Here is a 15957-nt window from a genome sequence, read left to right on the forward strand (position 1 = left end):
AGCAGAACTAACAGAAGAACAATCACACCAATCAACAGGAAGTTCGGTTTACGGTGTCCTAGCACTTCTTCATTATAACTATGAAAGGGAGACGCTTTGATCACAGGCTCATCCTGAGCATAGAATTCTTCCATATCCATCAGCGTCTGATTGTCCGGCATCAGCCTCTTTACAGCCATCCATACCGGATGAGCAGGATTTACATTCTCATAGACTACGCCATCATTATCCTGATAGGTAACCTGAATCTTGCCATCCACATATTTTACAACAGCTTTCTCCCGGACAGTCTGCTCCACAACAGGAACTTTTACAGTCGCTACACCTTCCTCAATTTCCGTAACTACCATATGAGCATCTTTCAGGCTACATTGTGTACGATCTGCTACATATTTAATGGCCGCCACCTTACCCTCTCCCAAAAGAACATTTCTGATGTCATCTCTTTCGACAGATACACCATTAATGCTTAAAAAATCGCTCATAAATTATTGTAATTAAGTAACTGAATTAAAACAGGAAAAATGAATTTAGGAAATACATATTGTAAATACAACTTTAGCGACACTTTAATGCGATAGAAAGCCACCAGAACATACATAATCAACAAAAACCATTAGAATGGTGTATCGACAGGTCTTATATATAAGGAGTCAGGTAAATTGCCTGACTCCTTATATATAGTATTTTCTGCAGAAATAATGATGGCTTTAAAATCTATCTGCAAATTCTTTCGCAAAATCTTCTAATTTAACCTGCCCGGTTACAGGTGCCCCCACATTCTTAAAATCTGTCTGAATTTTTCCTGCACGAATCCCTGCTCCCATTTCTACATATAATCCGGCAATCTCTCCCGGTACACCTGCCTGCATCATGCCTTGAAAAGCTTCTTCATCTGTAAACTCTATCCAAGGCAATTCAGGTTGACCAATTTCATTCCCTAATACATCAGCTACATCTCTGGCGGTACGAAAATCGCTGATAACATATTGTATATTCTTTCCTGTAAAAGGCTGTTCCAGTCTTTCCGCAGCAGCCATTGCAATATCAAAGGGATGAACTAAAGGTATACTTGTGCTGGAAGGATAATTTGATCCTGTAATACCCGCCGTCTTTATTAAAAGGATATCATTATAAAAATTGGTAAAGAAATAACCTGCTCTCAGAAAAGTAACTGCTACACCTTCCAGTTCTGCATAAGCTTTTTCAATATGATGCAAGGCTGCTATCGGTCCGTTTCCGTCCGGCAGATCAGCACCAATGCTGCTTAACATGACTACACGAGACACAGCGGACTCCTTTATAGCCTTTGCCATTGCTTTACCGGCCTCTACCGTATTGCTGATAATATCTATACCTCCCATATTTGGTGGTGTCATTGCAAAAACAGCATCTGCATCTTTAAAAGCGTTTCGGAGAAAAACAACATCACTTATTGATCCTATAGCAGCGTCAGCACCCAGCCTTTCTATTTCTGGCTTACGGTCTTCACTATGGCTTACCACAGTTACATGATGTCCGGATTGAAGAAGTTTCTCCGTTAAAAATCTCCCTATGTTCCCCAAAGAACCTGTAATCGTAATTTTCATATATTTCGTTTTTTAAATTAAACAAAGTTATATTTGTACTTACTTATATACAAGTACTCACCCTTAAGTATGTATCTATGACAGCAATTAAAGAAAGCTCAACTATACAAGAAAATAAGCGATATGCTTTATCTCAGTGTCCTGTAACCTATGTAATGGAAAAAATAGGCGGTTACTGGAAACCAATCATTATCTACCATTTACATACAGGAGACAAACGATACAGTGAACTTAAAAGAGCTATTCCTGCTATAACGGAAAAGGTACTGATTCAACATCTTAAACAACTGGAAGCGGATCAACTCATCATCAGAGAAGCGAAACCTGTAGTACCTCCCTTTGTTACCTATAAATTGAGTGCTGCAGGCAAGGGGCTGTTTCCGGTAATTGATGCGATGGCAAACTGGGCTTTTCAGGATATGGAAAAAGTATTTGACAGGAAATAACATCCGGATCAATCCGTCCGGAAGGAAAAATAAGCTGTTGCTATATGTTGATGTTGTTACAATAGAAGTATTTTTCATATAGCATATCTGACGGATCACCTTCCGATCTGATGCAGGCGATCCAGCAGTTGGAATACACCTGTTTATAAATTGTCTGCCTATTTAAGGTATTCACACTTGTATTACATACATTCTGGATGAAAGAAACTCCTGTTTCAGGTCTATCATTTGGGCATACACTATACAGGTTTGCCCCATGTTCATGAAAATTTGTTACTACTTAGTCCTTTTTTTATGTTATCATTGTAACTCGATCCGAAATACATAGTGATTGATATCAAACTAAAGCTAAATCTACAACACCATGTCATTTTTAGATCATGTACTACAGCGTCCTTCTTATGGATGGAAAGACGATAATGGAAACCTTATCAAACCAACTAAAGGTCAGATTTTCAAAGAATTTTTCAGCAGACTCAATATTATAAAAGATAAGCATAACTGGTTACCTTTTTTCAGTTGGCTAAAAGTATTTTGTCTTATTCCGTTTTTCTTTATTTTTCTGACGAACTATTTAAGCTGGGGAACTCTTATCGCTGCCTTTGTATATAGCATGATCATAATGGGGACTCACGGTACAATATGGCACCACCGATATTGTACACATGGTGCTTACAAATTCAAGAATGGATTTTGGAGATTCTTTACTCAGAATCTTACCATAAATGTTATTCCGGAAGAAATCTATGTTATATCTCATCATGTTCATCATGCCAAGTCAGATCAGCCGGGTGATCCTTATAATGCACAGGCCGGATTTTTATTCTGCTTCCTGGCAGATGTGAATCATCAGCCGATTGCTAAAGACCTCAGCGAATCGGACTATAACCGTGTTAAATTACTAATGAAACATACCGGCGTGCCGGCCAATATTTACACCCAATACCAAAAATGGGGATCATATGTCAATCCCGGATATGCTGTTCTATCATGGGTACTGAACTGGTCATTCTGGTATCTTGCTTTTTACCTGATGGGAGGACATGCTCTGGCGTGTAGCCTTTTTGGTGCTGCCGGTTTCTGGGCGGTCGGTGTACGAACATTTAACTATGAAGGACACGCTAAGGGAGAAGACAAACAACGTGAAGGAACGGACTTTAGTGAGCATGATAAATCTATCAATCAACTCTGGCCCGGAATAGTTGCCGGTGAATGGCACAATAACCACCACCTGTTTCCTAAAAGTGCAAGAAGCGGATTTCAACCGCATCAGGTGGATCTGGCCTGGTACTATATTAAATTATTACATCAGGTTGGGGCGGTAAGTTCATACCGGGATGATAAAAAAAGATTTTACGATCAGTATCACAATCCTTATCTGAAAATTAAGGCGGAACAAAAGGCGAATCTTTCCAGAATAAAGAAAGAACAACTTGTAGCAGCACCTGTCATCAAACTGGACTCAACAGTTAAACAAGATCTTACAAAATAAACGAACAATATTAAAAGGTTAATATGGAGCAGGCTCAAGTGATAGGATATGGAAATTACAGTATTTTACAATTCCTGATCCTCCAGATAGCTCTGGTTTTCATATGATAATGCGGTTTCGATTTTAGGATACCATTGCAATGCCTCCTGATAAAGCTGCCAGTCATAAAGAAATACTTTGACACGTTTATCCACGGCTGAGTAACGGTCTGAAGTCCTCCCTTCCTGACTGGAGGCATAGTATAGTTCACAATATTGCGGATTCACAACAGCATCAGGACGAAAATAAAATGTACGCAGATCAAATACCTCTCCTTTTATTTCCTGTGCCACATCTATACTGCCGACAAGTCCGCGAGCAGCATGCTGTCTCATTGTGAAGCAGTAATAATTATACCAGAAATAGCTCCTTTCCAGATCCCAGTAATCATTATATTTATGCTGTACAACAGGCAGATTCAAATATTGAAGCAAATTTTCAACCCTGACTGTTTCGCTGAATTTATTGTAAAAATATGCTCCACGCTCCGCTCTTACTAATAATTCTTTCCAAAGTAACTGTAATTCTTCCGAATAGAATGAGTTCGTAGTCTGATCAAAAACATTCGAAAAAGAATCATTGGAATCTTTACGATAAACAGCACTTAAAGAAATCTTATTTTCATTTTTACGGAATAAGGTCTTTATTGACAAGGCAGGAGTTTCGTCCTCTTCGATACAGATAAAAAAGGTCAGACCCGAATCATGTGTAAACATGACATGTCCCTGCTCTTCGGAGGTATCACCATGTACTTGAACCTCATAACCCTTCCATTCATAATACTGATAATCATCTTCACTATGCATTTTGCTAATCTCCAGCAGTTTTTCAAAGTTCTGCAGTTGCGACCGGAATGATTCCTCACCATTAAAATGGCTTTCGCTGAATTTATGAGGAATCTCCTTTAAGATAAGTGCCTGTTGTTCCGCCTCAGAGACAATATGTATATCTTTTAACAGAATAGGTTGTTTCTTTTCCAGTAAACGAATAGCTGTGGAACGCGACATCCAGTCTTTCCAGGTGAAGAGATCATCTGTTTCCACATCATTTTCTGTATATAACATTGCTTTTTCAAAGATGGCGTAAGGAACAGAAGGATCAAATACATCATCTTCACGATCGTGATCGCACAAAAAGAAGTCTGCCCTGATCCGAAGCTTATTATAATCATAATGATATTCTTCTGTAGCCACAAATACTCGTGCACAGGTATTACCGTTCACAAGGAGATCTCCGTGATTATAATGTCCCCAAAAACAGTCTTTGATATTCAGGTTTCCCGACACATAAAATTCCTGCCCGCCGATCAGAATATTTTCTGCATCCACATTTCCCAGCACATACAATCCTGCAGAGCCGTCAGTCTCATAATTATAAATATTGCCGGCTCGCAGATTGCCGTCCACCAAAATAGCAATACAGACTTCCTCATCTGACCCGGATTCGGACAAAAAGTTAAGAGAACGCAGCGGATCATCAAGATCCAGATTTTCGACTTCACAATCCCCTTCCAAAAATAATACCCCGTATTCGTCAAATTCGCCGTTGTTTTTTTCACCACGACTATACATCCCGCTGTCTTTGGGCATTTTATGTTTGACTTCCTTAAATTTTAAAAATTTCATTGTGATATTCATTTCTGTAGAGTATGTACTATTAACCAGAGTTCCTATACTATTTTGGCAAATTCTGCTATATGATCTTCTATGTATTTACGAAATCGACTGACCTCATCTTCCATCATCTCATAGAACAAATCATCAAAGGGTTCAAATTCTTTAAAATGCTTACAAAGAGCAGAAAATTCTCGCAGATCCCTCTCTTCCTCCAGATAATCTTTATGATTCAGATAGATCACATTAGCCTCTTTCAATAATTCGGCAGTGGCATTCAAACTCCATCTTTCCAGATCTTCGATAAACACCGGGTCAAAAACAAATGGTCCGTAACCATTATGTATCAGCTGTAGGAAACCACCATTTGTCACCTGTCCATACAGCGCATCATATATCAGCAAAGTATGCTGATCATCACATAATTGATCAAGAATTACATTTTCATCTTCGACTTCATCAATTGCATGCTGATAGGGCTCGAGAATCGTATATATAAAATCCCAATCTTTATCTGACTGGCCTTCGAACTTGTCTTTCTCTATAATCGGTAAAAACTCCATTTTAAACGGTCTTCTTATTTTATTCAAACTTAAGGCTCAATATCCAGACCATCAATCATCAGTGTACCGCACCTGATACTCATATATGCAGAACTGTAATCATTTGTAAACTGGTCATTCAAAGCATCCAGAACGGCAGATGTAAACTCAATCTTACGGGATGGTAATTTCTTATAGGTATCTGTAAGTATTATGTGTCCGTTAAGCCCTTTTTTATTTTTTACAAAAGCACTTAATAATTTAATGTTTTGTCTGTCAAGCGCTATCCCTATATCATAAAGTCTTACATTTTCTTTGTTGGTTCCCTGCCTGGAAAGAGAATCTGAAACAAGATTCTCATTGAGCCCCCTGTTAAAAGAAATTGTTGCAGAAGTCAGAGCTGCAATGATCTCTTCATTACCCTGCCTGACCGTCATTTCAATCTTCATACGTCTTTCGTCTATCTGTTGTGCCTGTGCTATACCGAGACATAAACAAAGAATTATCATCAGTCCAAATACTTTTTTTCTTTCCATAAGATCTAATATTAAATTAAGTATGTGGAACAAGATTAAAAATTGCTGAATTAATCAGCAAGCTCCAATTGGTAAATGGTGGCTTTTGATTTTTATTCGGGAGCTTATCTCCTACATGCGAAAATCAGCTTCATTCAATACGCTTAAAAGGCTTACAACAAACTTCTTCTTTTATCCAAAAACTTATTTGACATATTTTGCGCGTCATTCTATAATTGGTACTTTAGTCATCCTTTTACTATGTTGATGAAGACTTATTTGAATATTTTTCAATCTTTTCAAAACTGGATTTATCCGGTTATTGCATCTTGTTTTACAGCAATTATACTCTTGCTTAGTCTGTCTGTCGAAGCACAAAAACCATCCTCCGTCGAAAAAACAGCACGTGAAGGTTATGCCCTCCGGTTTACCGATTCAATATCCAGTCTGAATATCCAGATGAAAGCGCTAGAACTAGCCAAAAAAAATAATAACAAAGAAGATGAAGCGATATGTTATGCTTATCTGGCGTTGACGCACCGTCGTCTTTTACATCTCAGGGAGTTTGCACACTATGCTGAGCTTTCCTATGATGTCGCCGCCACAATCTCAGACAAAAGGGCTAAAGCGTATGCAGCCATGGCGATGGCAAGTCTCCGTTCCTATATTGATGACAAGTCTAATGCAATAGATTATTTTTTGCAGGCTTACGATCTCTTTATAAAAGTTCAGGATTATGACATGTCTGCACGTATCGGAGCAGATTTATCTTACCTCTTTTCTTCTGGCTCCCAGATCAAAGTAAAAAAATACGCGGATGAAGCTCTGCGATATGCGATCAAATCCGGAAATCCCGAAAGCATATTACATGCCCGTCTCGCTGTGGGCAGTTACCTTTCGGACGCTATAGTATCCGGAAATTTGCCTCAATGGTCGGAAGTCGTTTCATTTTTCAATGAGACTATACGTCTGGCTGAGAAAGATGAAGGGAAGATTGTAAGTAAAAGTAATATAGGAATTGCTTATATCAATCTTGCTGTATTGTATATGAATGGTCCTCAGCCTGTAGATGAAGAAGCCTTTCTTTCCTATCTGGAAAAAGCTACATATATAGCTAAGCAGTATGATCTTAAAAACATATACCGCAGCTCAATAGGTCTTAAGGGTCAATATTTTATGCAAAAAGGAGAATATCAATATGCGGAAAACCTTTTCAAAGAAGGTATTGATTACCAACTGACACTTCCCTATAAAGACAATGATGTATTGGCGACTTTCTACAGTTGTCTAAAAGATGTGTCTATATTACAAAATAATTATAAAGCCTATTATGAATATGATAAGCTCTTTGCAAGATATAATCGGCTGAAACACGATCATACAACACAGCAGATGTTGCAAAATGCCGATGCCCGGTATGAATCTGAAAAGAAAATATCCCGTATACAACAATTGGAGCAGGAGAACAGATTACAGGAGAAAAATAAGTTGCTGGGCTATGCTATTGCCGCTGTATTACTCATCGGACTCATCTTTATGTATCGTTCCTATTACTACAGACAGCGCTATTACCAGAACCGGGAGGACAATCTGCAACAACAACAAGCTAATAATGAGCTCAAAGTGCAACTTATGGAAAAGGAGACACTGGAAAATCTTGCTGAGAAATTATCTTTAGAACGCCGGTTGCTCCGCTCGCAGATGGACCCGCATTTCATTTTCAATGCATTAGGCAATATACAAAGTATGATCCTGCAGCATGATCCTACAATGGCCGTTAGCTATCTGGGTAAATTTGCGAAGTTAACCCGGCAGGTTTTGGAGCAGTCTCGTATGGAAACCATTACACTGGAAGATGAAATCCAGACATTACGCAATTATATGGAATTGCAACAGCTTAGGCTCAACAATAGCTTTGACTATGAGATCCATTGTAATGATGACTTAGACACCGATATTCTTTTACCTCCCCTATTGATCCAGCCGTTTATAGAGAATGCGGTAGAACATGGCCTGAAACCTTTACTTGATCGAAGAGGATTATTAACACTATCATTCTCTGTGAATGAAGAGGACAACATTCTTGTCTGTACAATTACGGATAACGGAATTGGCCTGAAAGAATCCCGAAAGCGGAGACCAAAAGATGCACATCGTTCGCTTTCTTCCCAAATCACAGACGAACGCCTCCGTCATATGCTTAAAGACAACCCCCATACGGAATTCCGTGTAGAGGAGTCGGATGAAACAGATAGCAGTCGGGGTTGTGTGGTAATTTTACATATCCCTATAAATTAATGCGAATGTACAGAACTATTATCATCGAAGATGAATACCATTTGAGAGAAGCTCTTTCCATCATGTTGGAGATTGCCGCTCCGGCAAAAGTGCAGGTTATAGGCTATGCCGAAAGTGCTGAGGAAGCTGTAAAGTTAATAGACAGACTCACACCGGACCTGATCTTTATGGATATTATGTTAAAGAACGGAAGCGGATTTGATGTTCTACAACAGGTAACATACCGGTCATTTCATCTTATTTTCACCACTGCTTATGAAGAACATGCCATCCGTGCTTTCAAATTCAGTGCAATAGATTACCTGCTAAAACCAATAGATCCGGAGGATCTGAAAACTGCTATAGAACGTATAGAACAGTTTAGGGGAAAATTTTTGGAAGAGAGCCAGGTGGTGGAGCTAACCCATAACCTCAGAAAAAATCCTGACAAAATTGTCCTGCCGACACAGGAAGCAATGCATGTTGTAAAAATAGATCAGATCATCCGTTGTGAGACATCAGGATCTTATACTACGTTCTTTCTAACCGGTTCCAAAAACATTATAGTTTCAAAACCCCTTAAGAATTATGAAGATATTCTCTTGCCCCCGCTGTTCTTCCGGGTACACCAGTCGCATTTGATCAACACCAATTATATCAAAAGTTTTTCCAGAGAAGGTCTGATTTATATGGATGATAAGACTATAGTGCCTGTGTCCAGGGCTAAAAAGGATGCTTTTTTCAGATTAATGAAGTCAGATTAATCATCTTCGCCATACACATATATAGCCAAAGCATACAAATACCAAGTCAAAGTGACCGAAGACAAATCGGACATAGGAGATCAACCGAATGGTTTATACTTTTGGTTATATAAATAAAATAGTTATGGACAAAAAAACACTTTCTATCTTAAGTTACGTGACAATCATCGGATGGATTGTTGCTTATGTAAAAAACAAGGATTTACAACCAAAGAGTGATTTAGTAAACTATCATCTCAAACAGGGATTTGGATTTTTTATTTTATCAGTAATTATCAATGTGGCACTTTCTGTGATTGTGTTTATAGTACCGGCCTTAACCTTTTTGAGCTATATCGGTATTATCCTGTTTATCCTTTGGATATTCGGCCTGATCAATGCAGTCAATGAGCAAAAGAAGCCTATTCCCATTGTAGGAAAAATGTTTGAAGGCAAATTCGATTTTATTGATTAAACTACTATCTTTTCCGTTTTCGGTAGGTATTAAGAAAAGTAATTCAGTGGTGCGTTTTAAATAGTGGATTTGCGTTTTCGATTTTTGCCAGATAAAATGTTGCACTTTTCTATCGTTGAAAAAGCGATATTTTATAAGACAGGTAAATCGCAGATACCGAGATGCCTCAGCAATTGCCGGGGCATCTTTGTTATACAACCATTTTAGTTTTTTTGATGAAGGTTAAGTCGAAGACGTTACTATAAGAACATTTTTTTACTTAGAAAGTTCGGTTTTCAGATATTTATACTGAGCAGTATTTTGGTTTGCTTCATAGACTTTTAAAGCTATTGTATGTTCGTTTACCCAAGTCAATTCTTCAATTGACCATTTTCTGGAATAATATTTAAAAGCAGGTTTTATCCCTCTTATACCCATCCCATTAGTTACATTGAAAACAAACATTTCCGCTCTATTTTCATAATAATCACTATAATCAGGACCATCATAAGAAGAGCATATAATCATTTGAGTACAGGAAGGAGAAAGTAAAATTGTCGATATTCCTGAATCAAAACCGGATGGTAGCCGCAACTTCCTGTTCGTATTTTTTTCACAAAGATATGTCTCACAGATTTCTTTACAGTCCTGTGCTATATACAGGTTTGATCCTTGTATAAAATGGCTTGAATCTATAACACAGCTTGTGTTGTATTTATCTTTGTAAACGTGAAACTCTTCTTCCGATATTTCTGTAAAGTTTAGTTCCAGTTCAAAATATAAAGAGTCATGATAAATTTCAACCGAATCCTCAATGCTTTGTTTTTTATCATAATTCCGGTTATTCTCTATGTTCACAAGAGTGCTCATAGAGATCGAATCATACTTACAGAAAATAAGCAAAAATAGTGTTGTCAGTATGGGTATCAATATTTTCATGCAGGATTTAGAAATGTATCAAAACGACTATGGCTTGCATTCGGAATGACATTTTGAATGCACAACAATTCTATATTTCAATTTACTACTATCACATTTATTTATTATTGTTTCAGCTTTGTTGATGCGATCAATTTTATAATGTTCAAGAATTTCAATATAATTTACAATATCTTTTCGCAAAAACCAATATTGACTTTAGCTATTTTATATCTGCAACTTCTTTACACCAGTCTCTTCATTTCAAATTGAGCGAGTTTAAAGGAAAGTCCAAGTTTTTTTATAAAGGACAAAGTTCTGTCTGAAGTATGATCTACATTATTAATAACGAGCTCCTGCTGCTCAAGAGTCTCGGATATATAGTTCATGATATTCGTCGCAATTCCTTTTCTGCGATAATCCTGAGCTACTGCTATTTGCTGGATTCGTCGGGTTACAGGATTAAACACAGCATAACCTGCCAACATACCTCCCTCATATGCTCCAACAATGCGACAATGACCGGCACTATTTGCTATAGTCTTCACGCTATTTTGCCAGGAAGGCTGTATATCCCAGAATGAAGTAAAAATCGGCCATTGAAATTCTTTGATTTCTCTTATCTCGATATCCGTATTTTTTCGGGCAGTCTCTACCTGACCACTAAAGCAGTCCAGTTTTCTATGAACTGTATAACCTAATTTTTCATATGTTCGTATAGCAGGCAGATTTCCTTCAATCACCTCTAAGATCATTTGCTTGACACCAAGCTCATTTAATTTCGGCAACAATTTATCATACATCGCACCAACGAGTTTTCTGCCTCTGTAATCCGGCACCACTCCTGTTGCAGCATTATAAGCGACAAGATCATCTCCGATCTTGTTAAGCCCATGCAGCACAAAAGCAACTAACCGGCCTGACGAGTAAACGCCAAAAGATAAATCAAGACGTATTCCTTCTGTGAGAATCTTAAATTTCAGCTGATCCGGATCAAGATGAAAGGGTACAATATAATCCGAAAAGGCTACATTAATGACCTCCAGCAGTTCATCAAGATCTGTATTCTCTAAACTTTCTACATTCATTTTTTGATACACGATAAATAATTCATTATAAAAAGCAATTTCCATAAATGAGAAAACGGAATAAAACCACTTCCCCTATTTAGGCAGAATAACCGTAAAGATTGAACCTTCACCTAATCTGCTTTTCACCACAATATTCCCTTCATTCAAACGTACAAATTCCGCACATAACATCAAACCCAATCCATACCCTTTTTCACCTGCAGTTCCCCGAACGGAGGAATTTGAAGAAGTAAAAAGCCTGTTAATCCTGTTCTCATCCATACCCACACCTTCATCCTCAATGCATACTTCTATACTATTGTTTTTTTCTATGGCAACTATTCGTATACGCCCTCCCCTATGGCTAAACTTGCAGGCATTACTCAACAGGTTTCTCATGACAACTGCAATCTGATCCCGATCCGCAGACAATATCAACTCTTTATCGATATACATCTCCACTTCAAGCTGCTTTTGTTTAATAATCAGATCAAAAAATTGAAATAATTCCTTTATGAGAGGATAAAGAAGAAACGATGTTTTGACTGTCTCCATGCCCTGCATACCCCTGGCACTCCAGTTCAGAAGATCATCCATTGTAGTGCCCAATTGTATAACCTGATCTTTCAGCAATTGAGTGGTTTTCATCTGTTCGGTACGTGTCAATAGGTTCTCATAAAATATCTGCAACAAGTTTTCGAGCGTTGCCATCGGACTTCGGATATCATGAGCAAGTATGGAGAACATACGTTGTTTATCCCGGTTTAACTCAATTAGTGCCTGCCTCTGTTTTTCCACTTCCCTTTGATAACCATATTGAATACTTTTGAAAAAGGTTACTGTGCCAATAATCAAACCAATAGCCACCACGATATTTACAATAATCTGTTCTTCCATAACGGGTACCCCCAGTAACGGAGGCTGAGGAAACAGAACCACACTTATACAAGCCAATATTATCAGCGAACACAGAAATGTTCGGATCCACCTGCTGTCAAAAATTATAATAGTAGTGATCAACAGCGTTAATAAAAAGTATTCTGCACCATTATGGAAATAAAGCCCTGAGATTGTATAGATTACAATCCTGCAACCTACCATTACCAGCCGGGCACTCAGATACATTCTCAACCTGTGCAATATCAATACAGCAGTAGCATCTAACATATTGAACATATTCAAAGCTGTCAGAAAATAACGTCCATTAGTTAAGTTGAGAATAGCATACCCCAGCATAAAACATAATCCTAACCAGTTCAATACATTCAGCAGCTTGGTATATCGGGACTCTACATAAGGCATATCAGGATAAATTCCTACATGAATCAACTTATGTAAAAATTGCTTTAATGGCGTGAAAAAAGTATGGGTCATTAATTGGTAATTAGGCAAAGTTATAAATACTTGAATGCTCTTTAACAATATGCAATAATATAGTTCTTCAAACCATAGTAAGCCTGGAAATCAAAATAGACTTTACGACAGATATTTTTAGAAATGATAAAGCGCTTTAGTGAGCATGACTTATCTGCTAATCCTCCTCCTGACACTGGTCTATCTAATAATTGAATATGGCTCTTCATTTATCTACATCACTCCTTGACAAGTAACTTCAAGTACATAAAAATCTTTCCACTATGCTCCGCTTCGTGATAGTTAGCAGCTTGTAATGCCTCGACATAATTTTTCACGTGAATTCCGATCGGTAAATTAAAGGGTTCATAATTTACAAATAATCCGGACTTCAGATCCGATTCAAGGAGGTTAACTGTACCAATCAATAAATGCTTAACCTCATTAATATCTGGAATAGTTTGCCAGGAACCTGGAGACGATCCGATTTTGAAAGATTCCATAAATTCTTCAGAAATATGCATTGGTAATCCGCTACGCATATACATATGCCTCTGTTGAGAAGTAATACAATGACCAATTTGCCAGATTATATTATTGTTAAAACCTTCCGGAATTTTGAAGAGTATCTCGTAATCAACTGTTTCTATCAATTGCAATAACCGAGTCCTGCTGGCTCTTAAAATTTTACATTCGTAAAGTTCATTAATCATACAAGTTGATTTAATTCTTTAAAAATGAGAAATACTTAAAGACTGCACAAATTAACTTTTTCACACTAAAGCTCAAAAGTTATATTTCATTCAGAAATCTAACTGCAATATTATACTAACTAAACTGCCTTATTATATACTTAACGAGTATCTCCCAAGAATTCCGTAAGATCCTGTATAGGGTGGGATCAATAAAATCGAAAATGACACAATCCCTGAGCCTCCTGCGCATCGAACCAACGGTTCTCATCCTGCGCAAAACAAAAAAAGCCCTGACTTTCGTCAGAGCTTTTCAGTCGGGGTGGCAGGATTCGAACCTACGACCTCCACATCCCAAATGTGGCGCGATACCGGGCTACGCTACACCCCGAAAAGGTATCACCTTTGTTTTGTGTGGCACAAATATACGGCGATTTTATTGTTTGTCAAACATTATTTCACACCTGAAAGCTAAGTGACTGAATAATTGGTTAATATATTTCAAAAACTCATTTTAAGACCAGATTATCAATCTTAAATTCTACTTTTGGTATAAAGTATCACATATGAGTAAAGTCATCTTATTAATCGTTTTCTGTATTTCAGTACTATCCTGCTCTTTTGCCCAGGTAAAAGATGACGGATTTAGATTTGAACATACCGAAGTGGTACTGGCAATCAAAAATATTCAGATGGCTATTCAAGCGAATGACCGCAATACATTAAAAAAACTTACTACCGCAGCGATAAAATGTCCATCATGCACACCGGAGAAAAGGAATATTTACGATCCTACCCGTGTCAAACGAAAGATATTTCTAAATAATCTCATGCAACATCGGATCATCCCTCTTGATGAGACCGAGGAAAACCGGATTTCCATTAAGAAAGATCGCAATTATGAGGCCGATCTTTATGTAACCCTTTATTCCAAAAGCTCACTTACCAACAACAGCAAACCCATTTATCAGCTATTGCTGAAACGAGAGCGAAATATATTCAAGCTTTCGGGAATTAAATCTTTGCAGACTGACTAACTTAAATTTAAGGATATATGATTATCAAAGCAGACAATGTGGAAGAGTATATTGAAAATGTACCCCCAGACCGGAAAACTCCTGTAATCACACTTCGGGAGAATATTCTTAAGAACATACCTGAAGGATTCGAAGAGACCATAAGTTACAATATGATAGGATATGTAGTTCCCCATTCGCTGTATCCGGCCGGTTATCATTGCACTCCCAAGCTGCCTCTTCCCTTTATGAATATTGCTTCACAAAAGAATTTCATTGCGATATATCATATGGGACTTTATGCGGATTCAGAAATCAATGAATGGTTCAGACTGGCATATACATCTCTATACAACACAAAACCGGATATGGGAAAAGGTTGTGTCCGATTCAAAAAAATGGATAAAATACCTTTTGAACTAATAGGTGAACTTGCCGGAAAAATCAGTGTACAGGATTGGATCGATATCTATGAAAGATCCTTCGTTCGAAAATAAGAGCATTTATATCTGATCAATAGCCTGGCGGGGCAGACGCTCTGCCCTTTTCATTTTAAAATCTGTGGGTGTTTGTCCAGTAATTTTTTTAAACTGCGTAGAAAGATGTTGTACACTGCTGTAATCCAATTTATAAGCAATCTCTTTAAGTGAAAGTTCATCATAGAACAACAACTCTTTTACACGTTCAATTTTCTGTCTGATGATGTATTGCTCCAGAGTAACACCTTCTACAGAAGAGAATAGTGAACTGATAAAAGAATAATCGTGATTCAGCTCTGCAGATAATAAAGTAGACCAGTTAACTTTCAGATCCAGTTCGTCTGTATGATGAATACGCATTATCACCAGATTCTTAATGCGCTCAATCATCTTGGCTTTATCTGAATCCAATAACTCAAACCCGAAACTACTCAAAAGATTTCCAATCTTCTCCCTGCTTTCCTTATTCAGGTTCTGATCTATTTTTACATACCCCAAACTAACATCTGCAGTTTCGTAACCGATTTTCTTTAGTTCTCCTTTGACTACATGTATGCACCGGTCACACACCATGTTCTTAATGTTGAGTTCAGTCATTTATTCTTCCTTTGGTTTAAACAAATATAATAAATTATCCATATCTAATATATTTCAAGAAAAGGACTTTCTTTTCAAATTATTCATTAATGATTATTAGTTATGCATATATTAAAACATTA

The 15957-nt window shown here is 37.5% G+C and carries 17 protein-coding genes and 1 tRNA gene; 7 read left to right on the forward strand and 11 right to left on the reverse strand.

The window, feature by feature from the left end:
* Both HMPREF0766_RS21130 and HMPREF0766_RS21135 read right to left on the reverse strand, forming a co-directional pair.
* Nucleotides 1-485: hypothetical protein (locus tag HMPREF0766_RS21130; RefSeq protein WP_003002081.1), on the reverse strand; the 485-nt coding region annotated here is incomplete at its 3' end.
* Nucleotides 486-710: 225 nt separating this feature from the next.
* Nucleotides 711-1589, reverse strand: coding sequence for an NmrA family NAD(P)-binding protein (locus HMPREF0766_RS21135; protein ID WP_003002083.1), 879 nt, complete (start codon nt 1587-1589; stop codon nt 711-713).
* Between the two features lie 77 nt (nt 1590-1666).
* Here HMPREF0766_RS21135 and HMPREF0766_RS21140 point away from each other — a divergent pair, with 77 nt between their 5' ends.
* Both HMPREF0766_RS21140 and HMPREF0766_RS21145 read left to right on the forward strand, forming a co-directional pair.
* Nucleotides 1667-2035 carry a winged helix-turn-helix transcriptional regulator gene (locus HMPREF0766_RS21140; protein WP_003002085.1) on the forward strand — a complete coding sequence of 123 codons (369 nt, stop codon included), beginning with the start codon at nt 1667-1669 and terminating at the stop codon, nt 2033-2035.
* A 364-nt stretch (nt 2036-2399) separates the two neighbouring features.
* Nucleotides 2400-3527: a fatty acid desaturase gene (locus HMPREF0766_RS21145; RefSeq protein WP_003002087.1), complete on the forward strand. Its 1128-nt coding sequence runs from the start codon at nt 2400-2402 to the stop codon at nt 3525-3527.
* A gap of 65 nt (nt 3528-3592) precedes the next feature.
* On the opposite strand, the gene HMPREF0766_RS21150 is transcribed toward HMPREF0766_RS21145, so the two are convergent.
* The 3 genes from HMPREF0766_RS21150 to HMPREF0766_RS21160 are packed head-to-tail and all read right to left on the reverse strand — an operon-like array spanning nt 3593 to nt 6257.
* Nucleotides 3593-5191: a hypothetical protein gene (locus HMPREF0766_RS21150; protein ID WP_236590421.1), complete on the reverse strand. Its 1599-nt coding sequence runs from the start codon at nt 5189-5191 to the stop codon at nt 3593-3595.
* 44 nt (nt 5192-5235) lie between these two features.
* Nucleotides 5236-5769 carry a DMP19 family protein gene (locus HMPREF0766_RS21155; protein WP_248676799.1) on the reverse strand — a complete coding sequence of 178 codons (534 nt, stop codon included), beginning with the start codon at nt 5767-5769 and terminating at the stop codon, nt 5236-5238.
* Between the two features lie 2 nt (nt 5770-5771).
* Nucleotides 5772-6257, reverse strand: a complete 486-nt coding sequence (locus HMPREF0766_RS21160) for a hypothetical protein (RefSeq protein WP_003002094.1) — start codon at nt 6255-6257, stop codon at nt 5772-5774.
* A gap of 246 nt (nt 6258-6503) precedes the next feature.
* Between HMPREF0766_RS21160 and HMPREF0766_RS21165 the strand changes: the two genes are divergently transcribed.
* The 3 genes from HMPREF0766_RS21165 to HMPREF0766_RS21175 all read left to right on the forward strand — a co-directional run bounded on the left by HMPREF0766_RS21165 (nt 6504) and on the right by HMPREF0766_RS21175 (nt 9731).
* Nucleotides 6504-8534, forward strand: a complete 2031-nt coding sequence (locus tag HMPREF0766_RS21165) for a sensor histidine kinase (protein WP_201680362.1) — start codon at nt 6504-6506, stop codon at nt 8532-8534.
* 5 nt (nt 8535-8539) lie between these two features.
* Complete coding sequence (locus HMPREF0766_RS21170; protein ID WP_236590420.1) at nt 8540-9277, forward strand: LytR/AlgR family response regulator transcription factor; 738 nt, start codon at nt 8540-8542, stop codon at nt 9275-9277.
* 124 nt (nt 9278-9401) lie between these two features.
* On the forward strand, nt 9402-9731 hold the full coding sequence (locus HMPREF0766_RS21175; protein WP_236590419.1) for a DUF4870 domain-containing protein: 330 nt from the start codon (nt 9402-9404) through the stop codon (nt 9729-9731).
* Nucleotides 9732-9986: 255 nt separating this feature from the next.
* Here the strand turns inward: HMPREF0766_RS21175 and HMPREF0766_RS21180 are convergent, their stop codons facing one another.
* From HMPREF0766_RS21180 to HMPREF0766_RS21200, 5 genes are all read right to left on the reverse strand, one after another.
* On the reverse strand, nt 9987-10649 hold the full coding sequence (locus HMPREF0766_RS21180; protein WP_003002103.1) for a hypothetical protein: 663 nt from the start codon (nt 10647-10649) through the stop codon (nt 9987-9989).
* Nucleotides 10650-10873: 224 nt separating this feature from the next.
* Nucleotides 10874-11716, reverse strand: a complete 843-nt coding sequence (locus HMPREF0766_RS21185) for a GNAT family N-acetyltransferase (RefSeq protein ID WP_037461129.1) — start codon at nt 11714-11716, stop codon at nt 10874-10876.
* 75 nt (nt 11717-11791) lie between these two features.
* Nucleotides 11792-13072, reverse strand: coding sequence for a sensor histidine kinase (locus HMPREF0766_RS21190; protein WP_003002107.1), 1281 nt, complete (start codon nt 13070-13072; stop codon nt 11792-11794).
* Nucleotides 13073-13290: 218 nt separating this feature from the next.
* On the reverse strand, nt 13291-13764 hold the full coding sequence (locus tag HMPREF0766_RS21195) for a DinB family protein (protein WP_003002111.1): 474 nt from the start codon (nt 13762-13764) through the stop codon (nt 13291-13293).
* Between the two features lie 296 nt (nt 13765-14060).
* A tRNA-Pro gene (locus HMPREF0766_RS21200) sits at nt 14061-14134 on the reverse strand.
* Nucleotides 14135-14309: 175 nt separating this feature from the next.
* Between HMPREF0766_RS21200 and HMPREF0766_RS21205 the strand changes: the two genes are divergently transcribed.
* Nucleotides 14310-14780 (forward strand): hypothetical protein, encoded by a 471-nt coding sequence (locus HMPREF0766_RS21205; RefSeq protein ID WP_003002113.1) that lies wholly within the window; start codon nt 14310-14312, stop codon nt 14778-14780.
* 17 nt (nt 14781-14797) lie between these two features.
* Nucleotides 14798-15256, forward strand: a complete 459-nt coding sequence (locus HMPREF0766_RS21210; protein WP_003002115.1) for a DUF1801 domain-containing protein — start codon at nt 14798-14800, stop codon at nt 15254-15256.
* A gap of 6 nt (nt 15257-15262) precedes the next feature.
* Here the strand turns inward: HMPREF0766_RS21210 and HMPREF0766_RS21215 are convergent, their stop codons facing one another.
* The gene (locus tag HMPREF0766_RS21215) at nt 15263-15835 is read right to left on the reverse strand and encodes a helix-turn-helix domain-containing protein (protein WP_003002117.1); all 573 of its coding nucleotides are present in this window, start codon (nt 15833-15835) and stop codon (nt 15263-15265) included.
* Between the last annotated feature and the right edge of the window lie 122 nt (nt 15836-15957).

The sequence above is a fragment of the Sphingobacterium spiritivorum ATCC 33861 genome (assembly GCF_000143765.1).
Lineage (GTDB): Bacteria > Bacteroidota > Bacteroidia > Sphingobacteriales > Sphingobacteriaceae > Sphingobacterium > Sphingobacterium spiritivorum.